At 73.3% G+C, this 18806-nt stretch carries 13 protein-coding genes; 5 read left to right on the top strand and 8 right to left on the bottom strand.

What is annotated here, in order from left to right; genetic code table 11:
- Positions 1-414: 414 nt before the first annotated feature.
- Genes OG823_RS04840 through araA form a run of 3 tightly spaced genes read left to right on the top strand, consistent with a single transcriptional unit; the run spans position 415 to position 4326 of the window.
- Entirely contained in the window at positions 415-2121 is a 1707-nt protein-coding gene (locus OG823_RS04840; protein ID WP_371477802.1) for a ribulokinase, read from the top strand.
- Positions 2122-2126: 5 nt separating this feature from the next.
- The gene (locus tag OG823_RS04835) at positions 2127-2807 is read left to right on the top strand and encodes an L-ribulose-5-phosphate 4-epimerase (RefSeq protein ID WP_371477801.1); all 681 of its coding nucleotides are present in this window, start codon (positions 2127-2129) and stop codon (positions 2805-2807) included.
- A gap of 13 nt (positions 2808-2820) precedes the next feature.
- Positions 2821-4326: an L-arabinose isomerase gene (gene araA / locus OG823_RS04830; protein WP_371477800.1), complete on the top strand. Its 1506-nt coding sequence runs from the start codon at positions 2821-2823 to the stop codon at positions 4324-4326.
- A gap of 102 nt (positions 4327-4428) precedes the next feature.
- On the opposite strand, the gene OG823_RS04825 is transcribed toward araA, so the two are convergent.
- The 6 genes from OG823_RS04825 to chvE all read right to left on the bottom strand — a co-directional run bounded on the left by OG823_RS04825 (position 4429) and on the right by chvE (position 12830).
- On the bottom strand, positions 4429-5355 hold the full coding sequence (locus tag OG823_RS04825; protein WP_371477798.1) for a DUF2797 domain-containing protein: 927 nt from the start codon (positions 5353-5355) through the stop codon (positions 4429-4431).
- Between the two features lie 103 nt (positions 5356-5458).
- On the bottom strand, positions 5459-6136 hold the full coding sequence (locus OG823_RS04820; protein WP_371477796.1) for a class I SAM-dependent methyltransferase: 678 nt from the start codon (positions 6134-6136) through the stop codon (positions 5459-5461).
- A gap of 438 nt (positions 6137-6574) precedes the next feature.
- The gene (locus tag OG823_RS04815) at positions 6575-8713 is read right to left on the bottom strand and encodes a ricin-type beta-trefoil lectin domain protein (RefSeq protein ID WP_371477794.1); all 2139 of its coding nucleotides are present in this window, start codon (positions 8711-8713) and stop codon (positions 6575-6577) included.
- 128 nt (positions 8714-8841) lie between these two features.
- Complete coding sequence (mmsB, locus tag OG823_RS04810; protein WP_371477792.1) at positions 8842-10077, bottom strand: multiple monosaccharide ABC transporter permease; 1236 nt, start codon at positions 10075-10077, stop codon at positions 8842-8844.
- A gap of 3 nt (positions 10078-10080) precedes the next feature.
- Positions 10081-11628: a multiple monosaccharide ABC transporter ATP-binding protein gene (mmsA, locus tag OG823_RS04805; protein WP_371477790.1), complete on the bottom strand. Its 1548-nt coding sequence runs from the start codon at positions 11626-11628 to the stop codon at positions 10081-10083.
- Positions 11629-11732: 104 nt separating this feature from the next.
- On the bottom strand, positions 11733-12830 hold the full coding sequence (gene chvE, locus OG823_RS04800; protein WP_371477788.1) for a multiple monosaccharide ABC transporter substrate-binding protein: 1098 nt from the start codon (positions 12828-12830) through the stop codon (positions 11733-11735).
- 403 nt (positions 12831-13233) lie between these two features.
- Between chvE and OG823_RS04795 the strand changes: the two genes are divergently transcribed.
- On the top strand, positions 13234-14217 hold the full coding sequence (locus tag OG823_RS04795; RefSeq protein ID WP_371477786.1) for an aldo/keto reductase: 984 nt from the start codon (positions 13234-13236) through the stop codon (positions 14215-14217).
- Between the two features lie 111 nt (positions 14218-14328).
- Here OG823_RS04795 and OG823_RS04790 read toward each other — a convergent pair whose 3' ends face one another.
- Positions 14329-15891, bottom strand: a complete 1563-nt coding sequence (locus OG823_RS04790; RefSeq protein WP_371477784.1) for a carboxyl transferase domain-containing protein — start codon at positions 15889-15891, stop codon at positions 14329-14331.
- Between the two features lie 287 nt (positions 15892-16178).
- On the opposite strand from OG823_RS04790, the gene OG823_RS04785 reads away from it, so the two are divergent.
- On the top strand, positions 16179-17780 hold the full coding sequence (locus OG823_RS04785) for an NAD(P)/FAD-dependent oxidoreductase (RefSeq protein ID WP_371477782.1): 1602 nt from the start codon (positions 16179-16181) through the stop codon (positions 17778-17780).
- A 91-nt stretch (positions 17781-17871) separates the two neighbouring features.
- Here the strand turns inward: OG823_RS04785 and OG823_RS04780 are convergent, their stop codons facing one another.
- Positions 17872-18801 (bottom strand): methyltransferase domain-containing protein, encoded by a 930-nt coding sequence (locus tag OG823_RS04780; protein ID WP_371477780.1) that lies wholly within the window; start codon positions 18799-18801, stop codon positions 17872-17874.
- Positions 18802-18806: the final 5 nt, after the last annotated feature.

The following is an 18806-nucleotide window of genomic DNA, read 5'->3' as shown; positions in this document are numbered from 1 at the left end:
CTTGCGCCCGGTCGCCGCGCCGGCTCCCGGACGAGTGTCCGAGCACGCGCCGCCGCCGGCCGACCCGGGGACACGGGTCGACACGGCCGACCTCTTGACACTGAGATTGTTAACGCTAACAATCGCAGTGCGCCAGCTCGGACAAGCCGGCCGGCGCCCACCGACCTCCGCCGGCCGGGCTGACCAACCCGCTTCCGTCCGCCCCGCCGGCGGCCCGTTCCCGCGCCTTCCGAGGGTGAGGCCGGGAACGGCGGCCGGCCGCCGGGCCTCCGCAGTGACGCGGAGCAGCCCGGCGGCCACACCCCGCCCCGGCGTGGTACGTCATACCCGCCACACCCCACCGAGCTCCGTATCGACACCGGCTCGCCGATCGCCCACGGCCGGCAGAGCCCACACGAAGGACGTGAACCCACCGTGACCTCACCGCTTCCGGACAGCGAGAGCTATGTCGTAGGTGTCGATTTCGGCACTCTCTCCGGTCGTGCCGTCGTGGTGCGGGTGCGGGACGGCGAGGAGCTGGGCTCGGCGGTTCACGTGTATCCGCACGGGGTGATCGAGGAGCGGCTTCCGGGTTCGGGTGCGGTGTTGCCGCCGGACTGGGCGCTTCAGCATCCGCAGGACTGGCTCGAGGTGTTGCGGGTGGCGGTCCCGGCGGCGCTGGCGGCCTCGGGTGTGGACCCGGCCGACGTGATCGGTATCGCGACGGACTTCACCGCCTGCACGGTGCTGCCGACGCTGGCGGACGGCACCCCGCTGGCGGAGGTCTCCGAGTGGGCGGGGCGCCCTCACGCGTGGCCCAAGCTGTGGAAGCACCACGCGGCGCAGGGCCAGGCGGATCGGATCAACGCGTTGGCGCACGAGCGTGGCGAGAAGTGGATCGCCCGCTACGGCGGGAAGATCTCCGCGGAGTGGCAGTACGCGAAGGCGCTGCAGGTGCTGGAGGAGGACGGCGTCGTCTACGACGCCACGGAGCGGTGGATCGAGGCCGCCGACTGGATCGTGTGGCAGCTCACCGGCACGGAGAGCCGCAACACCTGCACCGCCGGCTACAAGGGCATCCACCAGGACGGCCACTACCCCGACGAGGACTACCTCGCCGCGCTGAACCCTGCGTTCGCCGACTTCGCCCGCACCCGCCTGGAACACCCGCTGGCCCCGCTCGGCTCCCGGGTCGGCTCGCTCACCGCCACCGCCGCCTCCTGGACGGGCCTGCCCCCGGGCATCGCGGTCGCCGCCGGCAACGTCGACGCCCACGTCGCCGCCCCCGCCGCCCGAGCCATCGACAACGGCCAACTCCTCGCCATCATGGGCACCTCCACCTGCCACGTCCTCAACGGCGCCACCCTCGCCGAGGTCCCCGGCATCTGCGGCGTCGTCGACGGCGGCATCATCAACGGCTCCTACGGCTACGAAGCCGGCCAGAGCGCCGTCGGCGACATCTTCGCCTGGTGGCTGCGCCAGGGCCCACCCGCCCACTACCAGGCCGAGGCCGACACCAACGGCGAGGACCTGCACCAACTCCTCACCCGCAAGAGCGCCGACCAGCCCGTCGGCGCCCACGGCCTCATCGCCCTGGACTGGATGAACGGCAACCGCTCCACCCTCGTCGACCACCACCTCAGCGGCGTCATCATCGGCCTCACCCTCACCACCCGCCCCGAGGACGTCTACCGCGCCCTCCTGGAATCCACCGCCTACGGCACCCGCACCATCGTCGACGCCCTCGAACAGGGCGGCGTCCCCGTCACCGAATTCATCGTCACCGGCGGCCTCAAGAAGAACCCCCTCCTCATGCAGATCTACGCCGACGTGCTGCGCCGCCCGGTCTCCCTCGCGCAGTCCGAACAGGGCCCGGCACTGGGCTCGGCGATCCACGCGGCGGTCGCCGCCGGCGCACACCCCGACGTCCGGGCGGCCGCCGCCGCGATGGGCCGGGTCCAGCGCGACGCCTACCTACCGGATCCGGCCCGCGCGGACGCCTACGACGCCCTGTTCGCCGAGTACCGCCTCCTGCACGAGCACTTCGGCACCGGCGCCGACAAGCAGCTCCACCGCCTGCGCGCCATCCGCAACACCGCCCTGGCCGCTGCCCCGGCCCCGATCCGCAACAGTGAGGCCTGACCGCGATGAGCCCCCTCGACGACACCGTCGCCCTGCTGCGCCGCCAGGTCTGCGACCTGCACCAGGAACTCGTGCGCTACCAACTGGTGGTCTGGACGGCCGGGAACGTCTCGGCGCGGGTGCCGGGGGAGGACCTGCTGGTCATCAAGCCCAGCGGCGTCCCCTACGACGAGTTGACGCCCGACAACATGATCCTCTGCGACCTGGACGGCACCGTCGTCGAGGGCGCCCACAGCCCGTCCTCCGACACCGCCGCCCACGCCTACGTCTACCGCCACCGCCCCGACGTCGGCGGCGTGGTCCACACCCACTCCACCTACGCCAGCGCCTGGGCGGCCCGCGGCGAGGCCGTCCCCTGCGTGCTGACCGCGATGGCCGACGAGTTCGGCGCGGAGATCCCGGTCGGCCCGTTCGCCCTGATCGGTGACGACTCCATCGGCCACGGCATCGTGCACACCCTGGCCGGCCACCGCTCGCCCGCCGTCCTGATGAAGAACCACGGTGTCTTCACCATCGGCAAGGACGCCAAAGCCGCCGTCAAGGCCGCCGTGATGTGCGAGGACGTCGCCCGCACCGTCCACATCTCCCGCCAACTCGGCGAACCCCTGCCCATCGCGCAGGGTGACGTCGACGCTCTCAACCACCGCTACCAGCACGTGTACGGCCAGCAGCCCGCTGCCCAGTGAGGAGAAGTACCCGATGAAGGCAATCGAGGGCCGCGAGGTCTGGTTCCTGACCGGCAGCCAGGGTCTCTACGGCCAGGACACCCTGCGCCAGGTCGCCGAACAGTCCCGGCAGATCGCCGACACCCTGGGCGACGACCCGACCATCCCCGTCACCGTGACCTGCAAACCCGTCCTCACCGACGCCGCGGCCATCCGCCGGATCTGCCTGGAGGCCAACGCCGACGACAACTGCATCGGCCTCATCGCCTGGATGCACACCTTCTCCCCCGCCAAGATGTGGATCGCCGGCCTGGACGCCCTGCGCAAGCCCCTGCTCCACCTGCACACCCAGGCCAACGCCCACCTGCCCTGGTCCACCATCGACATGGACTTCATGAACCTGAACCAGGCCGCCCACGGCGACCGCGAGTTCGGCTACATCCAGTCCCGCCTCGGCATACCCCGCAAGACCGTCGCCGGCCACGTCAGCGACCCCTGCGTGACCACCCGCATCGCCTCCTGGACCCGCGCCGCCGCCGGCCGCGCCGAACTCGCCACCCTCAAACTCGCCCGCTTCGGTGACAACATGCGCGACGTCGCCGTCACCGAGGGCGACAAGGTCGAAGCCCAGCTGCGACTCGGCGTCTCCGTCAACACCTACGGCGTCAACGACCTCACCGAAGTCGTCGACGCCGCCGCCGACGCCGACATCACCGAACTCGTCAAGGAGTACGAGGACACCTACCACCTCGCCCCCGAACTACGAACCGGCGCCGAGCGCCACGACTCCCTGCGCTACGCCGCCCGGATCGAACTGGGCCTGCGCACCTTCCTCACCGAAGGCGGCTTCAAGGCCTTCACCACCAACTTCGAGGACCTCGGCGGGCTGCGCCAGCTCCCCGGCCTCGCCGTCCAGCGCCTGATGGCCGACGGCCACGGCTTCGGCGGCGAAGGCGACTGGAAGACCTCCGTCCTCCTGCGCACCCTCAAGGTCATGGCCACCGGCCTGCCCGGCGGCACCTCCTTCATGGAGGACTACACCTACCACCTGGAACCCGGCAGCGAACTGATCCTCGGCGCGCACATGCTGGAGGTCTGCCCGAGCATCGCCGCCACCACCCCCTCCTGCGAGATCCACCCGCTGGGCATCGGCGGCCGCGAGGACCCGGTCCGCCTGGTCTTCGACGCCGCGAGCGGCCCCGCCGTCGTCATCGGTATGGCCGACATGGGCGACCGCTTCCGCCTCGTCGCCAACGAGATCGACGTCGTCCAGCCGACCGAACCACTGCCCAACCTGCCCGTCGCCCGCGCCGTCTGGCAACCCCGCCCCAACCTGCGCACCTCCACCGAGGCCTGGCTCACCGCCGGGGCCCCCCACCACACCGTCCTCTCCAGCGCCGTCGGCACCGAAGAACTCGCTGACCTCGCCGACATGCTCTCCGTCGAACTCCTCACCATCGACGCCGACACCACCATCCGCCGCTTCACCCAGGAACTGCGCTGGAACCAGGCCTACCACCGCCTCGCCCAGGGCTTCTGACCCGACACCGCCGGGCCGAGGGTGGCGCCGGGCCGGGGGTGGCGCCGGCCCGGCGAGGTCCGCGCCCGCCGGCCCGGAGAGCCGCACCGGCCGTCCGTTCTCTCAGAACAGCGACTCCTGCGCCGCCGGCTCCGCCGGCCGGCGGCGCAGGGCCAGCCCGAGGCCCGTGCAGGGCGCGGGGCCGGCCGGCGCGAGCGTCCAGCCGGTGAGCAGGCGGGTGTCGAGCAGCAACGGCGGCTCCGCCGGCTCGGTGTCGATCAGGAGGTGGCGGCCGACCGGCGCTCGCAGCACGCCGGAGAGGGTCGCGCCGTCGCTGAGCGCGGTGACCTCGCGGTAGAGCGGCGGGGCGCCCGCCGCCAGACCGAAGAGGCCGACGTGGTCGGCCAGCGGACCGTCCGGCAGGAGTTCGATCGCATGGCCGGTCAGCAGCCGGAGTACCGACGTCCGCAGCTCGGACAGCTCCCGCTGCCGCGGCCCGGCGTCCGGGACGCCCCACCAGCAGGCGGTCTTCGTCCTGGTCGTGAGCCGCTCGCGGGCCAGTCCGGCCTGGGCGACGGTGAGCTCCGCCCGGCGTACGCCCGGCAGTGATCCCCGCCCGACGAAGGTGTACCCCAGGGCTCCCTGCTCCAGCAGGCGTGCCGTGCCGCGCTGCTCGGCGGTGAGGCCGACCTTGACGACGCCGGTGCCGAACCAGGCCAGGTAGAGCCGGTAGGTCCGGCCGTCGTCGAGGATCTGGTCGCGGGCCAGCATCAGCCCGGGGTCGGCGCCCTGGCAGGAGGGGCACTGCGAGGCCCTGCCGCTCGGCTCGACGGCCGCGTCGTAGGGGCACGGGTGGTGCCCGCCGGCCGTCCGCACGCCGGCGCATCGGCGCGGGCCGCCGATCTGCCAGCCGATCGAGGTGCCGGCGGTCACCGTCCGACGGTGCTCGTGCGCGCCGTTCAGGGCCGTCAGGACCGGCCGGCCGTCCTGCCAGCGCAGACCCGTCGCCGTCCAGGCGGGGGCGGAACGGGCGGGGCCGATGGTCGTCACGGTTGGTGAGCGTACTTCCTGCCTCCGACAACGGGCAGCCGTGCGGTCCGGGGCCGATGCCGGACCTGGACCGCGCCGGGGGTTCGGGAGCTCGCTCGCCCGCTCAGGGCCAAGCCCGCACGGTCGCCGGCTTGCGGGCCAGCAGGAACGCCTGCGGTGTCCGTTCCGGGAACTCGCCCTCCTCGTCGGCCTCACGCAGCAGCCGGGCCCGGACGGGGATCCCGGCCAGGGCCAGTTGCTCGGCGACCCGCTCGGGCCGACGGCGGTGGAGGTCGAGCGAGACGGGGTGGCCGAGTGCCTCCGTCAGGTGCAACGGCTCGTCGCCGACCTGGAAGGCCAGCTGGAGATAGCCGCCGGGGGCCAGCACGCGGTGGAACTCCGCGAACACCTCCGGCAGCCGGTCCTCGGGGATGTGGATGACCGAGTACCAGGCCAGCAGGCCGCCGAGCGCGGCATCCGGCAGGTCCAGGGCGAGCATCGAGCCCACCTCGAAGCGCAGCCCCGGGTGCGCCCGCCGGGCGGCGGCGATCATCCGCGGCGAGACGTCGATGCCGGAGACGGGGACGTCCAGGCCGTTCAGATGGGCCGTCACGCGGCCGGTCCCGCAACCGACATCGGCGACCGGGCCGAGACCGGCGGTCCGGACCAGCTCGGCGAACGCGGCGAGAACCGCCCGGTCCAGTGGTTTGGCCGCCATCTCGTCCCGGAACCGCCGGCCGTAGTCGGCGGCCAACGCGTCGTAGGAGGAACGGGTGTTGCACAGGAAGTCCGGTTCGCTCACGATCGGGCACCCTACTCCACCCCGGTGTCCGGTCGGGCCGCATCGCGGGATCGGCCGATGCGGGGCCCCGGAGTGGTGCCGGGCGTGGCGGCGGGAGCACCCCGGGGCCGCCAAGCCCGGCGGTGGAGCTACGGGAACCAGATCAGGGGCAGCCAGTTCGCGGGGGTGGTGTCACGCGGGTCGAGCGTCATGAGCGTTTCCTCTCGTGGGTCGCGCCGGGCCGGCTCTCCGGTCGACGTCACGACCCAAGAGCGTTGAGGGCGAGGCGATGTGACAGGCAATCAGCGGAATGTGGCGCAGCTCACCCTTCGCCCGCAGCCCGCCGTTCACAGCTCGCCGCCCTTCGGCCGCCGTTCACAGCCCGCAGCCCGCCGCTCACCATCCACTCGCCGGCCCGCGCTCGCCCGGCCGCCGGGCGCCTGCCCGGGCCGCAGCTCCTCACCCCGGGTCCAGCACCCACCGCTGGTGCGTCCCGCCGTCGCAGACCTGGAGGCCGAGCGGGGTGCCGTCGGCGGTGCCCCGCTCGGCCGTGCCGAGACACAGGCCGGAGAGCCGGTTGGCCAGTGATCCGTCGGAGCGGGCGCTCCACTGCTGTTGGGCGGCGCCGGTGCAGCTCTCGATGACCGCCTCGGAGCCGTCGGCGGCGTCCGGCTCCAGGACGTCGAGGCAGCGGGTGCCGTACACCACGAGTTCCCCGCGCGCGGTGGCGGTGAAGGTCTGGTTGGTGCCGCCGTCGCAGGTCCGCAGGGCGAGCCGGGAGCCCTCGGCGACGGCGCTGTCGGGCAGTTCGGCGCAGCGGCCGGAGGCGGCGCCGGTGAGGGCGGTGCCGTCGGTGCCCTCGATCGGCCGGAGCCTGACGGCGTCCAGGTCGGGGGCCGCACCGTCGGGGTTGCCGAAGGTGAGGGTGTTGGCGGATCCCCTGGCGAGCGAGAGCAGCACGGAGACGGTGCCGGGGGAGTCGCCGGTCGGCGGAAAGCTGATCACCGTCGGGGCCTGTCCGTTGACCTGGAGGGTCGCGGTCCGCCGGCCGGGGTCGCGGTTGACGTAGGCCAGTTCGGCGAGTTGGAGGCCCGCGGCGCCCGCGCGTACCCCGCCGAGGGTGACGTCCGCGCCCCCGCCCAGCGTGGTCACGGCGGCGCCCCCGGAGCAGGTCGCGCACCCGGTCACGGCGGCCGGGCCGCCAGGGGTGCCCGCCTCCGCCTCGTACGAGGTGGCCGGCGAGTCCGTGCCGGTCACGGTCAGCAGGACGGAGCCGCCCGCCGGGACGCTCGCGGTGTAGCCGTCGGCAGGGTCGCCCAGAGCGGTGTCCGTCCAGACGTCGCGGACGGCGGCGGGCGCGGCGGTGAGGCCCAGAGCGGCCCAGCGGGCGGTGATCGGGGCGGCGGCCGTGGTGCGGTTGAGCAGCAGGACGGCGCGCCGCCCGGGGCCGTCGAGCACCTTGCCGTAGACCTGCAGGCCGGGGGAGTCCTCGGCGGTCCTGACGCCCTGGAGCCCCCGGGCGTCCTGGTCGACGGCGATCATCCCGGGGTTGGTGAGCGCGGCCCTGGTGGCGGGGGTCATCCTGGTCAGGTCGTTGCCGGCCAGCAACGGGGCGCCGGCGAGGGCCCACAGGGCCAGATGGGTGCGGGTCTGGGCGTCGGTGAGGCCGTCCAGGCCGGCCGTCAGCATGTCGGGGTCGTTGAAGGCACCGGTGTGCTGCGCGGTGGGGTGCAGGTTCGCGTCGAAGCCGGCCAGGATCCGGGCGGGGGAGGGCCGCTCGCCCCAGAGGACCAGGTCGCCGCCGGTGCGCCACATCGCCGCGGTCCCCGCGCCCCAGTTCCAGGGCCGGCCGACGCCCCATTCGCAGACGGACAGCAGCATCGGGTGGCCGGTGACGGCGGTGGCCCGGTCGACGGCGGCGCTGATCCGGCTGTAGGTGCTCTGTGGATCGAGGTGTTCGGCCTGGCCACCGCACCAGTCGACCTTGACCAGGTCGAAGCCCCACCGTTCGAACTGGATCGCGTCCTGGAGTTCGTGGCCCTCGAGGCCGGTGTTCGGGGCGGCGGGCCGGGTGGTCGGGTAGTGGTAGCCGCAGCCGTCGCGCCCGGCGTCGGTGTAGATCCCCGCCTTGAGGCCCTTGCCGTGGATGTAGTCGGCGACGGCGCCCATCCCGCCCGGCCACCGGCCGGCGTCGACGGTGATGTCCCCCGCCGCGTCGCGGGCTCCCTCCCACCACCCCTCGTCGATGTCGACGTACCGGTAGCCGGCTTCGGGCAGCCCGGCGGCGACGAGGGCGTCGGTCTGCGCCCTGATGGTGGCGGCGTCGATGCTGCTGGCGAAGCTGTTCCAGCTGGACCACCCCATCGGGGCGGCCTGGCCGGCGTCACCGGCGGTACGGGAAGGCGTCGTCGCACCCGGACCGGCCGCCGCCGCGTCCGCCGGGGGTGGCGCGCTCGCCCGCGCGGGCCGGTCGACCGCCGCGAGGGCCGGTACCGGCCGGCCGAGAGCCGGTGCCGGGAGGCCGAGGGCCGCGAGCAGGGCTGCGAGCGCGCAGAGCGCCGACGCCTCGGCGGCGGCCCGCCGGAGCCAGGGGGTCATACGTGTCTCCAGGGTGGGGGAGGCATCGGACGGCGGCCCGGCAACCGGCTCCGCCCGGCCGCGGTGGGTACCGGGCCGGGCGGAGCGAGGTCAGGGCGTCCGACGGAACCGGACGCCCTGACGGAGGATCAGGAGCCGACCTTACGTTTGTTGTACACGTCGAAGCCCACCGCGGCGAGCAGGACGAGGCCCTTGATGACCTGCTGGTAGTCCGTTCCGACGCCGACCAGCGACATGCCGTTGTTGAGGACGCCCAGGACCAGCCCGCCGATGATGGCGCCGAGCACGGTGCCGACGCCGCCGCTGGCCGAGGCGCCGCCGATGAAGGCGGCGGCGATCGCCTCCAGCTCGAAGTTGATCCCCGCCTGCGGGGTGCCGGCGTTCAGACGGGCGGCGAAGACCATCCCGGCGAGCGCGGCGAGCACGCCCATGTTGACGAAGGCGAGGAAGACGACCCGCTTGCTCTTGACGCCGGACAGCTTCGCGGCCGCCTCGTTGCCGCCGATCGCGTAGGTGTGCCGACCGAGGATCGAGTTGCGCATCAGGTAGCCGAAGGCGACCAGCAGCGCACCCAGGATGAGCAGCACCACGGGGACGCCGTGGTAGCTCGCCAGCAGCAGGGTGAAGGCCAGCACGGCGACGGCGATGGCGCCCAGCTTGGCCAGGAAGAAGCCGATCGGGAGCAGGTCGAGCCCGTACTCGGCGGCCCGGCGGCGGCCGCGGACCTCCTGGAGCACGGCGATCGCGAGGATCGCGACGCCGAGCAGCAGGGTGAGGTTGTGGTAGTTGGTGTGCGGCCCGACCTCCGGGAGGAAGCCGCTGCTGATCTTCTGGAAGCCCTTGGGGAACGGCGCGACCGACTGGCCCTGCAGCAGGATCTGGGTGCCGCCGCGGAACAGCAGCATGCCGGCCAGCGTGACGATGAAGGAGGGGATGCCGACGTAGGAGATCCAGAAGCCCTGCCAGGCTCCGGCGGCGGCCCCGATGAGCAGCGCGACGACCAGCGCGAGCGGCCACGGCACGTGGTGTTTGACCATCATCACCGCGGCGGCCGCGCCGACGAAGGCGGCCAGCGAGCCGACGGAGAGGTCGATGTGCCCGGCGATGATGACGATCATCATTCCGATGGCCAGGATGAGGATGTAGCTGTTCTGCTGGATCAGGTTGGTGACGTTGAGCGGCTTGAGCAGGGTGCCGTCGGTCCAGATCTGGAACAGGACGACGATCAGCGCCAGCGCGACCAGCATGCCGTACTGCCGGATGTTGCCGCGCAGCGCCCGGGCCAGCAGTGAGCCGGCGGTGCCGGTGCGCCTCGGCTCGGCGGGCTCGTCCGCCGGGGGCTTGGTGATCTCGGTCTGGGCCATGCCTTACACCTGCTCGTTCTCGGTCGCCGCGCTCACGGTCATGAGGCGCATGAGGGATTCCTGGGTCGCGTTCGCACGGCCGAGCTCACCCGTGAGCCGGCCCTCGGCCATCGTGTAGATGCGGTCGCACATGCCGAGCAGTTCGGGCAGTTCGGAGGAGATGACCAGAACCGCCTTCCCCTGGTCGGCGAGGTCGGCGATCACCGTGTAGATCTCGGCCTTGGCGCCGACGTCGATACCGCGGGTGGGTTCGTCCAGGATCAGCACCTCCGGTCCGGAGAAGATCCACTTGCTGAGCACGACCTTCTGCTGGTTGCCGCCGCTGAGCTTGCCCACCTGCGCGAACACCGAGGGCGTCTTGATGTTCATGGACCGGCGGAAGCCCTCGGCGACCCGGGTCTCCTCGTGCTCGTCGACCCGGCCGCGGCGCGAGACCTTGCCCAGCGCGCTCAGCGAGATGTTGCGGCTGACGGTGTCCATCAGGTTCAGCCCGAGCTGCTTGCGGTCCTCGGTGACGTAGGCGATGCCGTGGCCGATCGCCTCGGGCACCGTACGGGTGCGGATCTCCCGGCCGTCCAGCAGCACCCGGCCGCCGGTCCAGCGCCCGTACGAGCGGCCGAAGACGCTCATGGCCAGCTCGGTGCGACCGGCGCCCATCAGGCCCGCGACACCCACGATCTCGCCGCGCCGCACGTTGACCGACACCCCGTCGACCACCTTGCGGTGGTGGTCGATCGGATGCAGGACGGTCCAGTCCTCGATGGCCAGCGCGATCTCGCCGGGCTGCGAGACCCGCTCGGGGTAGCGGTGCTCCAGGTCGCGGCCGACCATGCCCCGGATGATCCGGTCCTCGGAGATGCCCGCCGCGCCGACCGCGAGGGTCTCGATGGTTCGGCCGTCGCGCAGGATGGTGACCGAGTCGGCCACCTTGGCGATCTCGTTGAGCTTGTGCGAGATGATGATGCAGGAGATGCCCTGGGCCTTGAGCTCCAGGATGAGGTCGAGCAGCTTGCGGCTGTCCTCGTCGTTCAGGGCGGCGGTGGGCTCGTCCAGGATGAGCAGCTTCACCTCCTTGGCGAGCGCCTTGGCGATCTCCACCAGCTGCTGCTTGCCGACCCCGATGTCGGCCACCCGGGTCTGCGGCTGCTCGTGCAGGCCGACCCGCTTCAGCAGCGCCTTGGCGTGGGTGAGGGTCTTGTGCCAGCTGACGATCCCGCGTCTGGCGTGCTCGTTGCCGAGGAAGATGTTCTCGGCGATCGAGAGGTAGGGCACCAGGGCGAGCTCCTGGTGGATGATCACGATGCCGCGCCGTTCGCTGGCCCGGATGTCCCGGAACTCGCAGGGCTCGCCCTCGAAGAGGATCTCGCCCTGGTAGGAGCCGTGCGGGTGGACGCCGCTGAGCACCTTCATCAGGGTGGACTTGCCGGCGCCGTTCTCGCCGCAGACGGCATGGACCTCGCCGGGCGCGACGCTCAGGTTGACGTCCGAGAGCGCCTTGACGCCGGGGAAGGACTTGGTGATCGAACGCATCTCGAGGACAGGTCCGGCCATGGTGGTGCATCCGTTCGACGGGGGTGGCTCGGGCAGGGGTGAACGGTCGGACGCTCGCCCCTGCCCGCGCCACCGGCTGAATGGCCCGGGGACGGGACCGGTGGCTACTTGAGCTGGTCGGCGGTGTACTGACCGCCGTCGATCAGGACCTTCTGGTAGTTCTCCTTGTCGACGCTGACCGGCTGGAGCAGGAAGGCCGGCACGACCTTGCTCCCGTTGTTGTACTGGGTGGTGTCGTTCACCTCGGGCTTGCCGCCGGTCAGCAGCGCGTCGCCCATCTGGACCGCCACCTTGGCCAGTTCGCGGGTGTCCTTGTAGACGGTCTGGGTCTGCTCGCCGGCGAGGATCGACTTCACCGACGCCAGCTCGGCGTCCTGGCCGGTCACGATCGGCATCGCCTTGTCCGCGCCGCCGTAGCCGACGCCCTTGAGCGAGGACAGGATGCCGATCGAGATGCCGTCGTACGGCGAGAGCACCGCGTCGACCTTGGCCGAGGTGTAGGACTTGCTCAGCAGGTTGTCCATCCGGGACTGGGCGAGGCCGCCGTCCCAGCGCAGCGTGGCGACCTGGTTGAAGTCGCTCTGGCCGCTCTGCACGACCAGCTTCTTCTGGTCGATGTACGGCTTGAGCACGCTCATCGCGCCCTGGAAGAAGAAGGTGGCGTTGTTGTCGTCCGGGGAGCCGGCGAACAGCTCGACGTTGAAGGGGCCCTTGCCACCCGCGAGCCCGAGCTTGTCCGCGATGTAGGTGCCCTGCAGGACGCCGACCTTGAAGTTGTCGAAGGTGGCGTAGTAGTCGACGTTGGAGGTGCCTCGGATCAACCGGTCGTAGCTGATCACCGGGATCTTCGCGTCGGCCGCCTTCTGCAGCACGTCGGTCAGGGACGAACCGTCGATCGCCGCGACCACCAGCAGCTTGGCGCCCTTGGTGATCATGTTCTCGATCTGCGAGACCTGGTTCTCGACCACGTTGTCGCCGTACTGCAGGTCGGTCTTGTAGCCCTTGGCCTGGAACTGCTTGACCATGTTGTCGCCGTCGTTGATCCAGCGCTCCGAGGACTTGGTGGGCATCGCGATGCCCACCATGCCGCCCTTGGCGCCGCCACCGGCGGAGCTGTCGCCGACGCCGTTGGCGCTCTGCCCGCAGGCCGCCAGTGACAGGGTGAGCCCGGCTGCCGCAAGGCCCGTCAGAAGCTTCCGCACAATTCCTCCAGTGGTGTGCCGGGCGGGGGATCCCGGCGGGGGCCTCGGGCCGTTCGAGTGAGGGCGAGGGGGTGGATCGGGGTGGGGCGTGGTCCCCACCCGGGGGGCCGGCGGATCGAGGCGACGTGGCCGTCCGGCCTGGCGTTACCTGAGTGTTAACGCTCACAGGAACCTCGTCAAGTGCCCTCGGATCACCGTTGCGTCTCGTCGGAGGAGGTCTGTGGAGATCTCCGTGCAAGGTCTTGACTGCACTATTGTTAGCGTTAACAATCTGCCCGTACAGGTGCGGCCGGCGCCCTGCCGGGCCCGCGTACCGACGGACACGCACGCCTCGCGCACCGCGGCCACGGACACGCGTACCTCGCGCACCGCGGCCGGTGGCCGGGGATGAGAGGCTCGGGGCATGGAAGAACGCGTACTCGGCAGGACGGGCCGCAAGGCCTCGGTGATCGGCCTCGGCACCTGGCAGCTCGGCGCGGACTGGGGTGACGTCCGCGAGGCGGACGCCCTGGCCGTTCTGGACGCCGCCGTCGGGGCGGGGGTCACCCTCTTCGACACGGCGGACGTCTACGGCGACGGCCGTAGTGAGCAGCTGATCGGCCGCTACCTGCGGGCCAACCCGGGCGCGCCGGTCACGGTGGCCACCAAGATGGGCCGCCGGGAGGCCCAGCTCCCGGAGAACTACACCCTGGACAACTTCCGGGCCTGGACGGACCGGTCCCGGGCCAACCTGGGCGTGGACCGGCTCGACCTGGTCCAGCTGCACTGCCCGCCCACCGCCGTGTACAGCGCCGACGCGGTCCACGACGCCCTCGACACCCTGGTGGTGGAGCAGCGGATCGCCGCCTACGGCGTCAGCGTGGAGACCTGCGCCGAGGCGCTGACCGCGATCGCGCGCCCCGGCGTGGCCACTGTGCAGATCATCCTGAACCCGTTCCGGCTCAAGCCGCTGGACGAGGTGCTGCCGGCCGCCGCCGCGGCCGGCGTCGGGGTCATCGCCCGTGTCCCGCTCGCCTCCGGCCTGCTCTCCGGCCGCTACACCCGCGACACCGTCTTCCCCGCATCGGACCACCGCACCTACAACCGTGACGGCTCCGCCTTCGACCAGGGCGAGACCTTCTCGGGCGTCGACTTCGCCACCGGTGTCGAGGCGGCCGTCGAGTTCGCGGCCCTGGCCCCGGCGGGCGCGACGCCCGCCCAGACCGCGCTGCGCTGGATCGTCCAGCAGCCGGGGGTCAGCACCGTCATCCCCGGTGCCCGCAACGCCGATCAGGCGCGGGCGAACGCGGCCGCCGCCGCGCTGCCCCCGCTCCCGGCCGAGACGCTCGACGCCGTCCGGGATCTCTACGACCGGCGGATCCGCCCGGGAGTGCACGGGCGCTGGTGATCGGGCGGGGCCGGGCGGCGCGCTGAGCCGCCCGGCCCGCGCGCCCTCCTGCGGCCTCCGGGTCCGCGGGCTCGCGGGTCCGCGAGCCCGGCCGTCGGGAGGCGGCGCCGCTCAGCGTTCGAGGGCGTCCCCGAGGGTGTCCCCGAGCCGGCGGTGCCGGCGGCGGCGGTCGGTGGTTCGGTCGGCCTCGGAGCGCGCGGTCAGGTCGGCCAGGGCGGTGCCCATCGCCCGGCCGAGGCGGTCGCAGAAGCTCTCCGGTTCGTCGGCCGCGTCCGGCCGCTCGGGCACGATCCGGTCGACCAGGCCGACCGCGGCGAGGTCGTGGGCTCCGATGCCCTGGGCGCGGGCCAGTTCGGCCGCGTGCCCGCCGTCGCGGTGGACGATGGCGGAGGCCCCTTCGGGCGGCAGGGGCGCGAGCCAGGCGTGTTCGGCCGCGACGACCCGGTCGGCGGGCAGCAGGGCGAGCGCTCCGCCGCCGGAGCCCTGGCCGAGCAGAACGGCCAGCACCGGAGTGCGCAGGGCGAGCAGGGTGGTGAGGCAGTACGCGATCTCCACTGCCACGCCGTCGAGTTCGGCCTGAGCGGAGAGCTCGGCGCCGGCCGTGTCCACCACCGTGACCAGGGGCAGGCCGAGCTGCTCGGCCAGGTGCGCGGTGCGCCGCACGGCGCGCAGGTCGGCGGCGGTGAACGGCCGCTCCGGGCCCTGGCCCCGGCGTTGCTGGCCCACCACGACGGCGGGCCGGCCGTGGAACCTCGCGAGGGCCCGGACCAGTGCGCCGTCGGCGCCGCCGGGAGCGTCCAGCAGGACCAGCTCCTCTGCCGCGCGGCCGAGCAGCTCACGGGTACCGGGACGCTCCGGGCGCCGGGTGCGGCGCACCGACTCCCAGGCGTCCGGCGGCCCGCTCGGTCCGACGGACCGGGCAGGGGAGTGCGGACCGGGCGCCGGGGAGCCGGTTCCGGGCGCCTGCGCCCCGGCTCCGGCCGTCGGGGCGGGTCCGTCGCACAGCACGGCCAGCGTCCGGCGGAACACCTCGCGCAGCGCGGACGGCGCGACCACGGCATCCACCAGCCCCTGGTGCGCGAGCGTCTCGGCGAGCTGCACGTCGGCGGGGAGCCGCACGCCGCGCAGTTCCTCGTACACCCGGGGGCCGAGGAACCCGAGCCGGGCGCCGGGCTCGGCGAGCACCAGGTGCCCGAGCGTGCCCCAGGAGGCGAAGACGCCACCCATCGTCGGATTGCGGAGATAGGTGAGGTAGGGAAGCCCGGCCGCCCGGTGGGCCTGGACGGCCGCGGTGATCCTGAGCATGCACAGGAACGCCGCCGAACCCTCCTGCATCCGGGTACCGCCCGAGACGGGCAGGGCGAGCAGGGGCAGCCGCTCGGCGGTGGCCCGCTCCACGGCCCGGGTGATCCGCTCGGCGGTGTCCACGCCGATCGAGCCGCCCAGGAACCCGAACTCGGACGCCACCACGGCCACCGGCCGCCCGGCCAGCCGGACGGCGCCGGTGGTGACCGCCTCGTCCAGGCCGGTGCGCTCCCGGGCCCGGGCCAGCGACGCCCGGTAGTCGGTGTCCGCGGCGGAGCCGGCGGGCGGCTCGTCCCAGCAGGTGAAGGTGTCGGGATCGGCCAGCAGGCCGATCAGTTCGCCGGCCGTCGGGCCGCGCTCCGCGCTCACCGCCCGGCCCCGGACGGCGCGCCGGGCGGCACGGGCGGGCGGGCATCGTCCACGACGTCCGCCGCGCCGCCGCGCGGTCGGTCCAGCTCCGGGGCATCCACCCGAACCACCCTACGCACCCGGCACCCGGCGGCCGGGGCGTCTCGCGGGACTGTGAGCAGGGCCACCGGCGACCGCCGGGGACGGCCGCGGTCGGGCCCGGCACCCGACGATCTGTCGTGCGGGCGGCCCTCACCCTGGCAGGGTGTCTGTTGTCCGGGCGTAGGCTCGTGCATAGCGTGCGAGGCATGTCCGGCGTCCCCGCGCCGGCCCGTCCGGAAAGCAGGCTCCCCGTGGGCACCTCCGCCACCTCCGCCACCGCCGCGCAGGCCACCGCCGCCGCACCGGGTGGCACCGCCGCCGACGGGAGTCCCGCGCCGGGCGGCGGATCGGCACCGGCCACGTCCGGCGCGGCCGGGACGGTCAACGGCGGCGTCTCGTTCTGGTACTCCGCGATCGGCCTGCCGGAGCCCCGCCCGGCGCTGGACGGCCCGGCCGAGGCCGATGTGTGCATCGTCGGCGGCGGCTTCACGGGACTGTGGACGGCCTACTACCTGAAGCGGGCCGACCCCGGCCTCCGGGTGACGGTGCTGGAGCGCCGCTTCTGCGGCTACGGAGCCTCCGGGCGCAACGGCGGCTGGCTGTACAGCGGCTTCGCGGGGCGCGGCGTCTTCGCCCGCCGGTACGGACGGGAGGCGGCGGTCGGGCTCCAGCAGGCGATGAACGCGGCGGTGGACGAGGTGATCCGGGTGGCCGGGTCCGAGGGCATCGAGGCCGACATCGTCAAGGGCGGCGTCCTGGAGGTGGCCCGCAACCCGGCGCAGCTGGCCCGGCTCAGGGCCTTCGTCGAGGAGGAGCACGCGTTCGGCCAGGACGAGCAGGAACTCCTCGGAGCGGCCGAGTCGACCGCGCGGATCGGCGTGGCGGGCACGCTGGGCGGCAGCTGGAGCCCGCACGGCGCGCGGATCCAGCCGGCCAAGCTGATGCGGGGTCTGGCCCGGGTGTGCGAGGCGCTGGGCGTGGTGATCCACGAGGACACGCCGGTGACCGCGATCATGCCGGCCGGCTCCGGCTCCGGAACGGGCCGCGGCGGCCGGGCCCGGGCGCTCACCCCGTACGGCGCCGTCTCGGCCCGTTTCGTCCTGCGCGCGACCGAGGGCTTCACGGCGGGGCTGCGCGGGGAGCGGCGGACCTGGCTGCCGATGAACTCCTCGATGATCGTCACCGAGCCGCTGCCGCCCGCCTTCTGGGCCGAGGCGGGCTGGGCGGGCCGCGAGACACTGGGCGACATGGCCCACGCCTACATGTACGCCCAGCGCACCGCCGACGACCGGATCGCGCTCGGTGGGCGCGGCGTCCCCTACCGGTTCGGCTCCAGGGTCGACCACGACGGGGCGACCCGGCAGCGGACCGTCGACCAGTTGCGGGAGATCCTGCTGCGGTTCTTCCCGGCCGCCGGCGCGTACGTCGGGCCGCGCGGCGGGTTGGCACACGCCTGGTCGGGTGTGCTGGGCGTGCCGCGCGACTGGTGCTCGACGGTGGAACTCGACCCGGCCTCGGGGCTCGGCTGGGCCGGCGGATACGTCGGCAGCGGTGTGACCACCACCAACCTGGCCGCCCGTACGCTGCGCGACCTGGTGCTCCGCGCGGACGGCGCCGACGCCTCGGAGCTGACCGCGCTGCCGTGGGTGGGGCACGCGGTCCGCCGCTGGGAGCCCGAACCGCTGCGGTGGATCGGTGTGCACGGGATGTACGCCGCGTACCACGCCGCGGACCGGCAGGAGAGCGGCGGGCGGGCCGACACCTCACCGATCGCCCGGGCGGCGGACGTGGTGTCCGGGCGGCACTGACCTGGCCGCCCCCGCCCCCGCCCCTGCGCCTGGCCGCCGCCTCGCCGCCCAGCCCCTCGCCGGTCCGACCGTGCCGACCCGCCGAGCCGCCTCACGGGCCCGGTGCGGTCGGAGTCGTCTCGGAGTCGTGGTCGCGGTCCGGGCCGTGGGGGTCAACGGCCACCGGCGCGGACACCCCGGGCGGGTTCATGGCGACGGCCTTGAAGAACGTGTAGTGGAAGGTCCCGTCCCCCTCCGTCGTGCGGCGAAGCTCCGCGATACCCCGGTCCCAGTCGGCGGCGGTGCTCAGACCGGCCGCCAGCGCCTCGGCCCGGACCGAGGCCACCATGGCGACGAAGGTGTCCCGGGTGAAGCCGTCGACCAAGGCCGCCCTGGTCCGGTCGGTGGACACGGTGCACGGGCGGACCACGGGGTCCGCGTACCCGGCGGCGGCCAGCAGCGGCAGCAGTTGGCGGCCGATCAGCGCGTTCCCGCCCGCGGCCGCCTGCAGGCGGACCTGGCAGTGGATCACCGCGGCGGCGTACGCGCCGGCGGGGTGGAAGAAGGCCGACCCGTGGTCCCCCTCGATCACGGTGACGGTGCCGCCAGGCCGCAGCACACGCCGGAGTTCGCTCAGCGCCCGCTCCGGATCCGACAGGTGCTCCAGCACGAAGCAGACGAACACATGGTCGAACTCCGCCCGGTCGAAGGGGAGATCGAACACGTCGGCCCGCAGCCACCGGACGTCCGCCGTCGGCGCCGACGCCGCGACCCGACCGCGGGCCTGTGCGAGGGACTCCTCGGAGCGGTCGACCGCGACGATGCGCGCGCCCGGGCTGCCCAGGGCCAGATGCACCGTCTGGGCGCCCACCCCGCAGCCGATCTCCAGCACCCGGCTGCCGGCGGGATAGCGGACGCCCTCGTGCAGCACCGCCGCCAGCGTGTCCGCCTGGTCGCCGAGCCGGGTCGCCTCAAGCTGCGAGTACCCGTGCACGTAGCCGGTCGTCGTTCCTGCTCCGGGAGTTGCGGTCGCTGTGTCCATGCCTC

Source organism: Kitasatospora sp. NBC_00315, assembly GCF_041435095.1.
In the GTDB taxonomy this organism is placed as follows: Bacteria; Actinomycetota; Actinomycetes; order Streptomycetales; family Streptomycetaceae; genus Kitasatospora.
The sequence above is the reverse complement of the archived record's forward strand: the minus strand, read 5'-3'. Positions and strand labels throughout refer to the sequence as shown.